At 71.0% G+C, this 13,638-nt stretch carries 11 protein-coding genes and 2 pseudogenes; 10 read left to right on the top strand and 3 right to left on the bottom strand.

The genetic code is table 11. The annotated features are described in order from the left end of the window. Nucleotides 1-175 precede the first annotated feature (175 nt). The 7 genes and pseudogenes from AC0ZLC_RS03250 to AC0ZLC_RS03220 all read left to right on the top strand — a co-directional run bounded on the left by AC0ZLC_RS03250 (nucleotide 176) and on the right by AC0ZLC_RS03220 (nucleotide 7,394). Nucleotides 176-985, top strand: a complete 810-nt coding sequence (locus AC0ZLC_RS03250; RefSeq protein ID WP_476750321.1) for an SAM-dependent methyltransferase — start codon at nucleotides 176-178, stop codon at nucleotides 983-985. Between the two features lie 185 nt (nucleotides 986-1,170). Next, a complete protein-coding gene (locus tag AC0ZLC_RS03245; RefSeq protein ID WP_476750320.1) occupies nucleotides 1,171-1,626 on the top strand; it encodes a cyclic nucleotide-binding domain-containing protein in 456 nt (151 codons plus the stop codon). Nucleotides 1,627-1,654: 28 nt separating this feature from the next. Continuing rightward, nucleotides 1,655-2,463 (top strand): annotated as a pseudogene (locus tag AC0ZLC_RS03240) (N-formylglutamate amidohydrolase). Nucleotides 2,464-2,572: 109 nt separating this feature from the next. Beyond that, on the top strand, nucleotides 2,573-3,820 hold the full coding sequence (locus AC0ZLC_RS03235) for a DUF4032 domain-containing protein (protein WP_476750319.1): 1,248 nt from the start codon (nucleotides 2,573-2,575) through the stop codon (nucleotides 3,818-3,820). Between the two features lie 96 nt (nucleotides 3,821-3,916). Next, complete coding sequence (locus AC0ZLC_RS03230; protein ID WP_476750318.1) at nucleotides 3,917-5,593, top strand: NAD(P)/FAD-dependent oxidoreductase; 1,677 nt, start codon at nucleotides 3,917-3,919, stop codon at nucleotides 5,591-5,593. Continuing rightward, a complete protein-coding gene (locus AC0ZLC_RS03225) occupies nucleotides 5,590-7,047 on the top strand; it encodes an ATP-binding protein (RefSeq protein ID WP_476750317.1) in 1,458 nt (485 codons plus the stop codon). Before AC0ZLC_RS03230 ends, AC0ZLC_RS03225 begins: the two co-directional genes overlap by 4 nt. Beyond that, nucleotides 7,044-7,394: a UBP-type zinc finger domain-containing protein gene (locus AC0ZLC_RS03220; protein WP_476750316.1), complete on the top strand. Its 351-nt coding sequence runs from the start codon at nucleotides 7,044-7,046 to the stop codon at nucleotides 7,392-7,394. Before AC0ZLC_RS03225 ends, AC0ZLC_RS03220 begins: the two co-directional genes overlap by 4 nt. A 70-nt stretch (nucleotides 7,395-7,464) precedes the next feature. On the opposite strand, the gene AC0ZLC_RS03215 is transcribed toward AC0ZLC_RS03220, so the two are convergent. From AC0ZLC_RS03215 to AC0ZLC_RS03205, 3 genes and pseudogenes are all read right to left on the bottom strand, one after another. Continuing rightward, nucleotides 7,465-8,334: an alpha/beta fold hydrolase gene (locus AC0ZLC_RS03215; RefSeq protein WP_476750315.1), complete on the bottom strand. Its 870-nt coding sequence runs from the start codon at nucleotides 8,332-8,334 to the stop codon at nucleotides 7,465-7,467. A 562-nt stretch (nucleotides 8,335-8,896) separates the two neighbouring features. Continuing rightward, a complete protein-coding gene (locus AC0ZLC_RS03210; protein WP_476750314.1) occupies nucleotides 8,897-11,557 on the bottom strand; it encodes an RICIN domain-containing protein in 2,661 nt (886 codons plus the stop codon). A 219-nt stretch (nucleotides 11,558-11,776) separates the two neighbouring features. After that, a pseudogene (locus AC0ZLC_RS03205) lies at nucleotides 11,777-12,019 on the bottom strand (polysaccharide deacetylase family protein); the annotation flags it as partial. A 182-nt stretch (nucleotides 12,020-12,201) separates the two neighbouring features. On the opposite strand from AC0ZLC_RS03205, the gene AC0ZLC_RS03200 reads away from it, so the two are divergent. The 3 genes from AC0ZLC_RS03200 to AC0ZLC_RS03190 are packed head-to-tail and all read left to right on the top strand — an operon-like array spanning nucleotide 12,202 to nucleotide 13,633. After that, nucleotides 12,202-12,813, top strand: a complete 612-nt coding sequence (locus AC0ZLC_RS03200; RefSeq protein WP_476750313.1) for a TetR/AcrR family transcriptional regulator — start codon at nucleotides 12,202-12,204, stop codon at nucleotides 12,811-12,813. Beyond that, nucleotides 12,810-12,953 (top strand): hypothetical protein, encoded by a 144-nt coding sequence (locus AC0ZLC_RS03195; RefSeq protein ID WP_476750312.1) that lies wholly within the window; start codon nucleotides 12,810-12,812, stop codon nucleotides 12,951-12,953. The genes AC0ZLC_RS03200 and AC0ZLC_RS03195 overlap by 4 nt, the downstream gene beginning before the upstream one ends. Before the next feature lie 11 nt (nucleotides 12,954-12,964). After that, a complete protein-coding gene (locus AC0ZLC_RS03190; RefSeq protein ID WP_476750311.1) occupies nucleotides 12,965-13,633 on the top strand; it encodes a lysophospholipid acyltransferase family protein in 669 nt (222 codons plus the stop codon). Nucleotides 13,634-13,638 lie beyond the last annotated feature (5 nt).

Here is a 13,638-nt window from a genome sequence, read left to right as displayed (position 1 = left end):
CTCCGCCTGGGCCGCACGTCACAGGCGCCCGCGGGCGCCGGACGCCCCAACCGTGCGACGTATTCGGCCACACCCTGCGCACCAGCCACCCAGTCGCCCCCAACTCGCGCCTTCCGAGCGGCAGTTGTCGATAGGTTGGTGGCAGACCACGTGAGACGCACGGCAGGAGACTCCCATGGCAGACGGCCGGCCCCTCCCCGACCAGGAGGCGTTGTCCAAGATCGACACCACCGTCCCGCACTCGGCCCGCATCTGGAACTACTGGATGGGCGGGAAGGACAACTACGAGGTCGACCGGACGGCGGGCGACGCCTACCGCGAGGTCGCCCCGAACATCGAGACCATGGCCCGCGCCTCCCGCGACTACCTGGTCCGCACGGTGACCTTCGTGGCCGGTGAACTCGGCATCCGCCAGTTCCTGGACATCGGCACGGGCCTGCCCACGTACGACAACACGCACCAGGTCGCCCAGCGCGTGGCGCCGGAGTCCCGCATCGTCTACGTCGACAACGACCCCCTGGTCCTCCGCCACGCACAGGCGCTGCTGACCAGCACGCCCGAGGGCGTCACCGACTACATCGACGCGGATCTCCGCGAGCCCGAGAAGATCATCGAGGCGGCGGGCCGGATCCTGGACCTCGGCAGGCCCGTGGCCCTCATGCTCATGGGCATCCTCGGCCACATCCAGGACTACGAGGAGGCCAAGTCGATCGTCCGGCGCCTCCAGGACGCCCTGCCGCCCGGCAGCTGCTTCGTGCACTACGACAGCACGGACACCGACGCCGCGCTCAAGGAGGCCCAGCAGGGCTACGACGACACCGGCGCCGTCCCCTACGTGCTGCGCAGCCCCGAGCAGGTCAGCGCGTTCTACGACGGCCTGGAGCTCGTCGAGCCCGGCGTGGTGTCCTGCCCGCTGTGGCGGCCCGCCCCGGGCACCTCGCCCGAGCCGACGGACGTGCACGGGGGCGTGGCCCGCAAACCGTGACCACCGGTGCCCCGGAGGCCGGTGAACACAAGGATTCCGGCCTCCGGCGCGACGGAACGCGCGGAGTCCGCTCCAATGGAGGGTGACGGAAGACAACCGGTACGAGATGCGCCAATCCCGTCACAGGCCCGGGGCCCCACTCCCCCGGAGCGGACTCTCCCGGGGCGGCGCGACGGAGGTCCGCGATGCCCACTGCTCTCCGGCTGCTGCACGCACTCTCCGCCGACCATCGCGAACGCCTCATGGGCGTGGCCCGGGAGGTCGCGTTCCCCGCGGACGGCAGGATCTTCGAGGCCGGGGGGAACGCGGACCGCTTCTGGGTGGTCCGGTCCGGCACGGTCTCCCTCTACCAGCAGGTCGTCGCGGACCGGCGGATCTCGGTCGCGGCGCTGGGGCCGGGCGACCTGCTCGGCTGGTCCTGGCTGTTCCCGCCGCACCGGTGGGACTTCGGCGCCGAGGCGTTCAGCCCCGTGCGCGCCTACGAGTTCGAGGCGGACGCGGTGCTCGCGCTGTGCGCCGACGACCCGGCCCTTGAGCTCTCGCTGACCCGCACGATCGGCGCCATCCTGGCCCACCGGCTCGAAACGACCCGGCAGGCCCTGATCGAGCACTACGCCCGCCACGGCGGCGTGGTGAGATGACGCCGGGGCCCACCGCGACAATCGTCCCGTGAACGACACCTCCCGGTCCCCCCGGTCCTTCGACGTCCTCCCCGGCGCCACCGACTCCCCCGTGCTGCTGCACGTGCCCCACTCCGCGCGGGCGATACCGGCCGCGGTACGCGACGGCATCCTCCTCGACGACGCCGCGCTGGAGCGGGAACTGGACCACATCACCGACGCGCACACCGCCGAACTGGCCGCGCTCGTCGCGCGATCCGCCCGGGTCACACCCTGGCGGCTCGTCAACCGGCTGTCCCGGCTGGTGGTCGACCCCGAGCGCTTCCCGGACGAGCGAGGGAGATGCTGGCCGTCGGGATGGGCGCGGTCTACACACGCACCACGGGACGCGCGCCGCTGCGCCCCGACGACGTGGACCCGCAACCGCTGATCGACCGCTACTTCCACCCCTACGCACGGGCGATGACGGACGCGGTGGCCGACCGGCTGGCGGCCACCGGGCGCGCGGTGGTCATCGAAGTCCACTCCTACCCGACGGCCCGGCTGCCGTACGAACTGCACGGCGACGGCCCGCGTCCACCGGTCTGTCTCGGCACCGACTCCTTCCACACGCCTGCCGGGCTGCTGGCGGCCGCGCGGAAGGCCTGCGCGGGACTCGGCGGCACGGGAACCGACAGTCCCTTCTCCGGCACCTATGTGCCGCTGGAGTTCCACGGCAGGGAACCACGTGTGAGCGCCCTCATGGTGGAGATCCGGCGGGACACCTACATGAGCGAGCCGGGCGGCTCTGCCGGTCCGGGGCTCGCCCGCCTCACCGCGGCGCTGACGGACCTGGTCGACGCCGCGTCCCTCCCGTAACGGCCCCGCGGCCGCCCACCCTTCGGGCACCCGGTTGACGAAACCGGCGCGCGGATGCGGAGATGCTCCTGCGGCGATACGTCGACCCTGAGGTGAGGGCAGCACATCGATGGCATTGCAGATCAGCGCCACCAACCCGGAGCATCCCGCGCTCCTGCTCGAACTGCCCTGGCAACTGCCGCTGGAGGAGTGGCCCGAGCATCTCCTGGTGCCGCTCCCGCGCGGTATCTCGCGGCACGTGGTGCGCTACGCGCGCGCCGGTACCGAGGTGGTGGCCGTCAAGGAACTCGCCGAGCGTCCCGCGCTGCGCGAGTACGAGCTGCTGCGCGGCCTCGACCGGCTCGGCATCCCCTCGGTGGACCCGCTCGCGGTGGTCACCGGTCGCACCGGAGCCGAGGGGCCGCTGGAGCCGGTGCTGATCACGCGGCACCTGGGCGGCTCGATGCCGTACCGGTCGATGTTCGAGACGACGATGCGTCCCGCCACGATGCACCGGCTGATGGACGCGCTCGCCGTGCTGCTGGTCCGGCTGCACCTGGCGGGGTTCGCCTGGGGCGACTGCTCGCTGTCCAACACGCTGTTCCGGCGCGACGCGGGCGCCTACGCCGCGTATCTGGTCGACGCGGAGACCGGGGAGCTGCACGCCAGGCTCAGCGAGGGCCAGCGCGAGTACGACCTCGACCTGGCCCGGGTCAACATCAGCGGCGAGCTGCTGGACCTGGAGGCGGCGGGGGCGCTGCATCCCTCCGTGGACCCGATCGACTTCGGCAACGAGATCTGCGCGCGCTACCAGGGCCTCTGGCAGGAGCTGACCCGTACCTCCGTGTATCCGGCGGGCAAGCACCACTACATCGACCGCAGGATCCGGCGGCTGAACGACCTCGGTTTCGACGTCGCCGAGATGCAGATAGGGCACTCGCCGAACGGCGACACCGTCACCTTCGTCCCCAAGGTCGTCGACGCCGGTCACCATCAGCGACAGTTGCTGCGGCTGACCGGTCTCGACGCCGAGGAGAACCAGGCGCGCCGGCTGCTCAACGACCTGGAGAGCTGGATGGCCACCCAGGAGGACTACGCGCCGGGCGATCCGCTCGCCGCCCGTCCCGAGGTCCTCGCCCACCGCTGGGTCCGCGAGGTGTTCCGCCCCACCGTGCGGGCCGTGCCGCGGGAGCTGCGCGGCACGATGGACGCGGCCGAGCTCTACCACGAGCTGCTGGAGCACCGCTGGTACCTGTCCGAGCACGCTCAGCACGACATCGGCCTGGACACGGCCGTGCAGGACTTCGTGGCGAACGTGCTGCCCCGGGTACGCGCGGAGCTGCCGCCCCCGGCCGAGGAGGCAGGGCCACCCGCCTGACCCGCGCCGACCGGGCAGGCGGCGGTTCAGAAGCGAAGGTGACCGTTCATACATACGATTGAGCGAGTACAACGACCTGCTCGGGGTGGGAGACGTATGGCACAGGCGGCCGGTTCCGCGAGGACCGTCATTCTGACCGTGGATGACGATCCCGGTGTGTCGCGGGCCGTGGCCCGTGACCTGCGGCGCCGCTACGGCGAGGCCCACCGGATCGTGCGGGCGGAGTCCGGTGAGGCGGCCATGGAGGCGCTGCGCGAGCTGAAGCTGCGCGGCGACCAGGTGGCGGTGATCCTGGCCGACTACCGGATGCCGCAGATGAACGGCATCGAGTTCCTGGAGCAGGCCCTCGACGTGTATCCGGGGGCGCGGCGGGTGCTGCTGACCGCGTACGCCGACACGAACGCGGCGATCGACGCGATCAACGTGATCGACCTGGATCACTATCTGCTCAAGCCGTGGGACCCGCCCGAGGAGAAGCTGTACCCGGTCCTGGACGAACTGCTGGAAGCGTGGCGGGCCGCCGACCACCGGCCCGTGCCGGTCTGCAAGGTGGTCGGGCACCGCTGGTCCGCACGCTCGTCGGGGGTCCGGGAGTTCCTGGCCCGCAACCAGGTGCCGTACCGCTGGTACTCGTCGGACACGCCGGAGGGGCGGCGTCTGCTGTCCGCCGCCGGAGCGGACGCGGAGCGGCTCCCGCTCGTGATCACACCGGACGGCACACCGCTGGTGGAGCCCGCGGACCCGGACCTCGCGGCGCACGTCGGGCTGGCCACGACGCCGACGGCGGAGTTCTACGACCTGGTCGTCATCGGCGGCGGCCCGGCCGGCCTCGGCGCGGCGGTGTACGGGGCCTCGGAGGGGCTGCGGACCGTTCTGGTGGAGCGGTCGGCGACGGGCGGGCAGGCGGGACAGAGCTCACGGATCGAGAACTACCTGGGCTTCCCGGACGGGGTGTCCGGGGCGCAGCTCACCGACCGCGCGCGGCGGCAGGCCGCCAAGTTCGGCGCCGAGATCCTCACCGCGCGGGAGGTGACGGGCCTGGAGGTCACCGGGGCGTCGCGCACCGTACGGTTCTCGGACGGCTCGGCGATCGCCGCGCACAGCGTGATCCTGGCGACCGGTGTGTCGTACCGGCAGCTGGCGGCACCGGGGCTGGCGGACCTGACCGGGTGCGGGGTGTTCTACGGCTCGGCGCTCACGGAGGCGGCCTCCTGCCAGGGCCACGACGTGTACATCGTCGGTGGCGCGAATTCGGCCGGGCAGGCCGCCATGCATCTGGCGCGGGGCGCGAAGTCGGTCACGATCCTGGTGCGCGGTTCGTCGCTGTCCGCGTCGATGTCGCACTATCTGATCCAGCAGATCGAGGAGGCGCCCAACATCGGCGTCCGCACGGGGACGGTCGTCGAGGCCGCGCACGGCTCGGACCATCTGGAGCAGCTGACCCTGCGGGACGTGGCGAGCGGGCAGACCGAACTCGTCGACGCGCAGTGGATGTTCGTGTTCATCGGCGCGGCGCCGCTGACCGACTGGCTGGACGGGACCGTGCTGCGGGACCCGCGCGGGTTCATCGTGGCCGGTCCCGACCTGACCGAGGACGGGCAGCCGCCGGCGGGCTGGGAGCTGGACCGGCCGCCGTACCACCTGGAGACCAACGTGCCCGGCGTGTTCGTGGCCGGTGACGCGCGGGCCGAGTCCGCGAAGCGGGTCGCGTCCGCGGTCGGAGAGGGAGCCATGGCCGTCATGCTCGTCCACCGTTATCTGGAGCAGTCGTGAGCGGGCGGCCGGTGCCGTGCAGCGCCGCCGAGCTGAGCACGCTGTTCCTCTTCGAGAAGCTCGACGGCGACCAGCTCGACCGGCTGTGCCGGGAGGGCCGCGTGGAGCGGTTCGAGCCGGGCCCGGTCTACACCGAGGGCGAGCCCGCCACGTGCTTCTTCGTGCTCCTGGAGGGCACGGTGGTGCTCTCGCGCCGGGTCGGCGACGACGACGTGGAGATCAGCCGCAGCTCCATGCGTGGTGTGTACTCGGGCGCCATGCAGGCCTACCTGGGCGACCGGGTGCGCCCGGTCTACAACAGCTCGATGCGGGTCACCGAGCCCGCACGGTTCTTCGTGCTGCCCGCCGAGACGTTCGCCGCGATCATGCAGGACTGGTTCCCGATGGCCGTGCATCTGCTGGAGGGGCTGTTCTTCGGTTCGCGGAACACCCAGCAGGTGATCGGGCAGCGGGAGCGGCTGCTGGCGCTCGGCTCGCTGTCGGCGGGCCTGACCCACGAGCTGAACAACCCCGCCGCCGCGGCGGTGCGGGCCACCTCGTCCCTGCGGGAGCGGGTGGCCAAGATGCGGCACAAACTCGGCATCATCGCCACGGGCCCCTTCTCGCGCGAAGCCCTGGCCGGCCTCATCGAACTGCAGGAGCGGACCGCGGAGCGGGTCGCCAAGGCCCCCGCGCTGAGCCCGCTGGAGGCGTCCGACCGGGAGGACGCCCTCAGCGACTGGTTCGACGACCACGGCATCACCGAGGGGTGGCGGCTCGCGCCGACCTTCGTGCAGGCCGGCCTCGACGTCGACTGGCTCGACCAGGTCGCTGCGGCCGTCGACGCGGAGATTCTGCCCGGTGCCGTGGGCTGGCTCAACTACACCGTGGAGACCGAGCTCCTCATGAACGAGATCGAGGACTCCACCGCCCGCATCTCGCATCTCGTCGACGCGGCCAAGCAGTACTCCCAGCTCGACCGGGCCCCGTACCAGGTCTGCGACGTGCACGAACTGCTCGACAGCACCTTGCTCATGCTGTCCGGGAAGATCGGTTCCCGCATCACCGTCGTCAAGGACTACGACCGCACCCTCCCGAGGATCCCGGCCTATCCCGGCGAGCTGAACCAGGTCTGGACGAACCTCGTCGACAACGCGGTCTCGGCCATGAACAGCACGGACGGTGACGGCACGCTGACCGTGCGGACGGCGCTCGAGCGGGACCGGCTCGTGGTGGAGTTCCGGGACACGGGCCCCGGGGTGCCCGTGGAGATCCGCGACCGCATCTTCGATCCGTTCTTCACCACGAAACCGGTGGGTGAGGGCACCGGCCTCGGCCTGGACATCTCGTGGCGCATCGTCGTCAACAAGCACCACGGTCATCTGGAGGTGCGGTCCGTACCGGGCGACACCCGTTTCCAGGTCCGCCTCCCCCTGACCGCCGCGGAACCCGACACACCCGAGGAGCCATCATGACCCTGCCCGCCGGAATCGATCCCAGCGCCCCGCCGAGCGGCACGGGGTGCGGTGACTGCGACGCGGACGGCGGATGGTGGTTCCATCTGCGGCGCTGCGCCCAGTGCGGTCACATCGGCTGCTGCGACGACTCGCCCTCGAAGCACGCCTCCGCCCACGCGCGGGAGACCGGGCACCCCTTCATCCGCAGCTTCGAACCGGGCGAGAACTGGTTCTGGAACTTCGACAGCTCCGAGTTGTACGAGTCGGGCCCGGACCTGGTTCCGCCGCTGTGCCACCCCGCCGAGCAGCCGGTGCCGGGACCCGCGGGACGCGTCCCGGCGAACTGGGCGGACACACTGCGCTGACGTGCGCGGGAGTTGGCCACGCGACCCGCTGTACGGTCCCGGCGGCTCCGTGCCCTCCGTGCCGCTCCGGTCAGCCTGCTGCGGGACCGCCGTCTCCCCCGCCCGCCAGTACCTCGCGCAGGACCTGGGCGAACTGCTCGGGCTGCTCCATGAAGCCGCCGTGGCCGCCGGGGAATTCGGCCGGCGGTGTGCCGAGCAGTCCGGCCAGCGCGGTGGACGTGCGGTGGGTGAGCAGCGGTCCCGACGTGGCGCCGATTCCGACCACGACACGCCCCGGGCCGGACGTCAGCGCCGGGATGTCCGGCATGTAGCGGGTGGTGCCGCGCAGTTCGTGGGCGAAGAAGTGGGCGCTGTCGGCGAGATCCTGCGCCGAGGGCTCGTGGGACTCCCGGGACGCCGAGGACTCCGGGCCGCCGGAGGACTCCGAGGGCTGGCCCGCAACGGCGCCGGGGGCTGTGGACACGGCCATGAACTTCGCCCACGCCGCTCCCACACCCTCCTTGTGGAAGGTCTCGATGATGTCCTCGGTCGCGGCGTGCCGCTCCGCTGCGTCGGGGAGCAGGCCGAGGACGGGCGGCTCGTGCGCGACGAGCGTGCGCACCCGGCCGGGGTGCCGGGCGGCCAGGGCGAGCCCGGCCACCGCGCCCCCGCTGCTGCCGAACACGTCGGCGGACTCCGCTCCGAGGGCGTCGAGGAGGGCGGCGACGTCATCCGCCCGGAGTTGGGGGGTGGAGTCCTGCCCGGGATCGTCGAGGAGGCTGCCCCCGATGCCGCGCGGGTCGTGGGTGACGACCGTGTGGTCGCCGGCCAGCGCGTCGGCCAACGGCGCGAAGGCCGCGGCGGACATCGGCGCTCCCATCACAAACAGCAGCGGGCCCGCGCCGCGGACCTCGTAGTGCAGGCGCACGCCGGGGACGGTGAGGGTGTGTGTGGTGGTCATGGGGTGTTCCTTCCTGCCGCGGGTGCCCCCGCGGTAGCGGTGGCACAGGGAAGACTCCGGCGGGCGCGAGAACTCATCGCCGGCGCGGAGTCCGGTCGTCTCCGGGGCGGCCCGACCAGGGCGGGACCGTCGTGATCCCGCCCGGCGCCGGGGTCACCGCCGCCGGGCTCGAAGTCCAGCGACTCGTGCGCCACGTGGTCGAGAAGCCGGCGGGAGTCGAAGTGGCGCCGGGGGTCGGCGGTCACCGCTTCGCGGAACGAGGGGGCCTCCGTGCAGTCCAGCGGGCGGCTGGTGTGGTTCGGCAGTTGACGGAGCGTCACCGCGCCCCAGGACCGCGGTAGTCGGGGCAGGCGCTCACGCAGCGTGTGGTTCCGATCCCCCGGCGGAATCCCCACCAGCAGCCACCCGTGCCGTCCCGCACATTCGGACACCGCATCGAGCACCACCCGGAAACGACGAAGATCCCGCCCGATCTTCCGATTGGACGGGATCTCGTCAACCACTCCCGAGCTAACTCAAGAACAGTTGCGTGCAGGGAGTGCAGGGATTCAACGGCTCGGGGTCAGGACGGGTCGCCGTACTGGAGACCGCGTCCGTTGGTGCCGACGTAGACGCGCCCCAAGATGTCGGGGTCGCCGGTGACGACGGCGGTGCCGCCGATGTTGCCCCACTGGTGGGCGTCGTCGTTGACGCGGAGCCAGGTGGCGCCCATGTCGGTGGAGCGGAAGACGCCGGTGACGTCCTTGACGGTGCCGATCAGGTACAGGGCCTGGTAGGAGGCGCCGGGTGCCGCCTTGCCGAAGCCGAGGGCGGAGGCGGACTTCACCGTGGTGAGCGTGGTGAACGTCCGGCCGCCGTCGGTGGAGTGCAGCAGCCCCTTGCCGCCGTCGGCGATCCACAGGTCCCCGGCGATGCCGGGAACGGCCGTGAGCTTGCCGGCGGGCAGGCCGGTGGCGCGAGCGCTGAAGGTCGCGCCGCCGTCGGTGCTGGCGTAGAGGGTGCCGTCGGCCAGTGAGTAGAAGGTCCTGGCCAAGGAGCGGTCGGCGACGACCACGGCGCCGGTGCCCAGGCCGCCGACCTTCGACCAGCTTGCCCCCTTGTCGGTCGAGCGGTACGGGGCCTGCCCGTCCTCGGTCCAGACGATGGCGGAGCCGTCGGCCGAGAGCGCGACATGGCCGCTGTCGGCGCTGCCCACCGGCTCCGACTTGAAGCCGGTCCAGTTGCTGCCGCCGTCGGTGGAGTAGGCGCCGTCCTGCGTGCCGCCCCGGCCGACGCGGACCATCATCGAGGGGTTGGACTGGGCGAAGTCGATATTCGTGCTGGTGACCATCATCGGGTTCTTCAGCCGCCCGGCGGGCACCTTTGTCAGGGCACTGGAGGTGCTGTAGTGGAAACCGCCCAGGTCGCCCATGGAGGAGATGACGGTGGCACCGCCGGGCGGGGCGACCGCGTCCAGCACGGCGGTCTCCTCCAGCCCTTGGGCCCCGATGGTCCAGTGGCTGGTGCCACCGGTGTCCGAGGCATTGGCGTTCTTGCTGCGCCAGATGCCGCTGCCGGTGCCGTACAGCACGTGCCCGGAGGCGAAGGGATCGATGGCCAGGGCGGTCATCCAGTGCCCGACGTCGGTACCGACGTAAGGAGCGCCGGAGGCGTCCCGCTCCGACTTGTCGGACAGTGCCTTCCAGTTCGCGCCGCCGTCGGTGCTCCGGTAGATCTCGTCCCCGGGCCACCAGCGGTCGAGGGTGGTGACCATCACCGTGGACGGCTTCTGCGGGTCGACGGCCAGACCGGAGAACCCGTAACTGCCCTGGGACGGCGAGATGTTCTTCCACGAGCCGCCCGTCGGCGTGTACTTCCACACCGAGCCCGCGGTGACGCCGTTGGGTCCGACGGCATTGGTGTACGACAGGTACAGCGAGCCGTCACCGGAGAGCACACCGTGCTGCGGCATCTGGCCGGTGGGCTGCCCGGAGACGGCCTGCCAGGTGCTGCCGCCGTCGGTGGAGCGGTAGAGGGAGCGGGACTTGTCGGCGACGCCGACGTAGACGTCCTTGCTGCCGGCCGGGCCGTACGTCACGAAGGAGATTCCCGCGCCGCTGCCGGCGCCGTCCTTGACGGGGAACGAGGAGACTTGCCCCCAGGTCACGCCACTGTCGGTGCTGCGCCACAGGCCGTTCTTGCGCGTGCCCAGCAGCAGGGTGGTGTGGTTGCCGGGGTCGATCGCGAGCCGTTCGCCCGCCCCGCGGCCGTCCTCGTTGCTGCCCAGCTTGAAGGGCAGCTCGGTGCGCTTGAAGGTGCGGCCCTGGTCGGTGGAGCGCAGGACCGCGCCGTTGCCTGCCCAGCCGTTGGTGTAGGTGCCCGCCCCGATGTAGAGCCGGTTGGGGTCGACGGGGTCGGTGGCCAGCGAGTCGATGCCCAGCAGGTTCCAGTCCTTCTCGCCCACCCAGTCCGTCAGTGGGATCCACTGCTCGGCCCCGGTGTCCCAGCGGTAGGCGCCGCCCATGTCGGTGCGCGCGTACAACAGCCCCTTCTCGCGCTGGTTGAACACCAGCCCGGTGACGTAACCGCCACCCACCACCTGGGCGTTCTTCCACGCATACGGTCCGGCCGCGGCCGTGGTCTGCGCCCCACCGGTCCCGGTCGACGGGGTCTCGGCCGTCTTCACCAGCTTCCACTGCTGGTTGGTGCTGTGCCTGTCGGGATACTGCATGACCGTCGCACCCTGGGCGGTGGAGCCTCCGGAGACGTCCAGGACCAGGCCGCTCCTGCGGGAGGTGAAGGTGACGGCGTCGGAGCCGCTCACATCGTCGATCCGCCACTCCTGGGAGGCGGCGGAGCTGTCGGTCTGCTGCTCGGCGGCGGCCCTCTCGGTGGTCGAATTGCCCGCTATCCCCAGCACTTTGCCGCTGTTGCGGTTCATCAGCTCGTAGTAGCCGTCCCCGGTGGGCTTCAGCTTCCACTGCTGGTTGGCGGTGTTCTGGTCGGTCCACTGCTGGATGCGGGTGCCGTCGGCGGTGGAGAAGCCGTCGACGTCCAGCACCTTGCCGCTGCGCACCGAAACCAGCCGGTAGTAGGCATCGCCGTCGACCGTCGCGGCCTGCGAGTCCTCCTGCGTGAACAGGAGATACGGCACGACGAGGGCGGGTGCGCCGAGCAGCAGGCCGGTCGCGGTCCAGCGCCGACGGTGACGCCCGCGGCGCCCGCCGGTCGTGGGGTTCTTCATGGGGAGGTGCTCTCCTTGCATGCCGTTCACCAGACAAAGGCGGATCCAGGTCCCGAAGGCCGGATCCGACTCCTTGTCGTCACAGACTTTGCAAAGGGTTGCCGAAGCCGAGATCTTTTTTCAGATCAACTCGTCGCAGTCGCAGTCGCAGTCGCAGTGGCAGTGGTCGCTGACGCGCGGCGATGCTCGGCCGCTGGGCTCGGCCGGCGCCGACGACGCTCAACGCACCGAGAAGCCGAACGAGTAACCCTGATCCCTGAGTTCGGGAAGGATCCGGCGCAGGGCCTCGACGGTCTGGGAGCGGTCGCCGCCCGCGTCGTGGAAGAGGAGCGTCGGCCCGTTGGGCAGCTCCCGCTCGACGGTGGCGACGATGGCGTCCGCGCCCGGCTGCTCGAAGTCCTTGGTGTCCACGTTCCAGCCCAGCGGGCGCATGCCGCGCGAGGCGGCGAGCTTGCGGCTGTAGAGGACTGATCACCGCCGTTTGCGGCTGGTGACAGCGTTCTTACCGGCACCCCGTGTAGCCGGCTCGGCCTGCATCGCAGGCCGAGCAAACGGCGCACGGCACCATGCGGACCTCCAGCCCTCAGTCCGCGCAGATGAGTTGGCGGTAGACGGTGTCTATGAATGTCTGGTAGACACTGTCTATGGATGTTGAAGGGCCCCTGCGGGAACGACTGGTCGATGCCGGCGTAGAGCTGGTGCTGTCTGAGGGCACCGCTTCGGTTGGTCTTCGGGAGATCGCCCGCCGGGCAGGTGTGTCGCACGGTGCGCCGCGGCGCTACTTTCCGACACACCGGGCGCTGTTGTCGGCCATCGCGCGCAGAGGCTTCGAGGAGCTGGGTGCGCGGTCCGCCGCCGCCGCGGCAGGTACTGCCGTGCCGCGTGATGAGTTGGCGGCGCTGGCGCGGGTGTACGTCACCTACGCATTGGAACGGCGCGGCATGTTCGAGTTGATGTTCCGTCACGACCTGCTCGACAGCGGCGAGCAGAGTGGCACTCCGGACGGGCCTCGGCTGAGGGAGGCGACGCTCCCGATGTTCCAGCGCCTCACCGAGCTCGTCGCTCGGTGCCGGGCGCAGGCGCTGGAGCCTTCGGCGGCAGTCACCGCGGCTGCCCTGTGGGCGAACCTGCACGGCATCGCCCAACTGCGGTCCTGGGGCAGCCTGCAACTCGCCCTTGGCGGCGAGGGTTCCGACAGTCACGACCGGTTGATCGAAGCTGCGCTGGACGCCCATCTCCGGCCGATGGCCTCATGACCGGGCGGCTGCGGCGCTCGGTCCCGCTTCTCGTCAGCGTGGCCGGGGCGGTGATCGTCGCACTGGACGGCACCGTCCTGCTTGTGGCGCGGCCCAGCCTGCAGCGTTCGCTCGCCGCGGACCCGGCACAGATCCAATAGAGGAACGATTGATGTATGAGCACTTGAAGCGGCTGACCGGACCGGTGCTGCGTACCGCGGCGCGGCTCGAAGCCGTGGGCCTGGAGAATGTGCCGCAGTCGAACGGCGTCATTCTCGCGTCCAACCACCTGTCCATCGTGGACTCCACCTTCCTGCCGCTGGTGCTGGACCGACAGGTGACCTTCATGGCGAAGGCGGAGTACTTTGCAGGAGGTTCCTGGCCGACGCGGATCGTCTCGTCCTTCATGCGGGGCAGTGGGCAGGTTCCAGTTGACCGCGAGAACCAACGGGCGGCGGTAGCCTCGCTTGACGCGTGTCTTGGGGTGGTGAAGGACGGCGGCGTCTTCTGTATCTACCCCGAGGGCACACGCTCCCCGGACGGCCGGCTCTACCGGGCCAAGACGGGCGTGGCATGGCTGGCTCTCAAGTCCGGCGCGCCCGTGGTGCCGGTGGCCATGAGCGGCACCGATCGCGTCCTGCCGCCCGGGCGCGTACTTCCGCGTCCGGCCAAGGTCAAGGTCACCTTCGGCAAGCCCGTCGACCTCTCCCTGTACGAGGACTCCGCTGCTGACGCCGGTGCCCGAAGGGCTGTCTCTGACCTGATCGTGCTGGCAATAGCAGAGGTCTCCGGCCAGGAGTACGTGCCCGTCTACGCGGCGAGGGCGAAGGACCAGGGCTGACCCGG

The organism is Streptomyces sp. GLSS-08 (assembly GCF_056387915.1).
The sequence above is the reverse complement of the archived record's forward strand: the minus strand, read 5'-3'. Positions and strand labels throughout refer to the sequence as shown.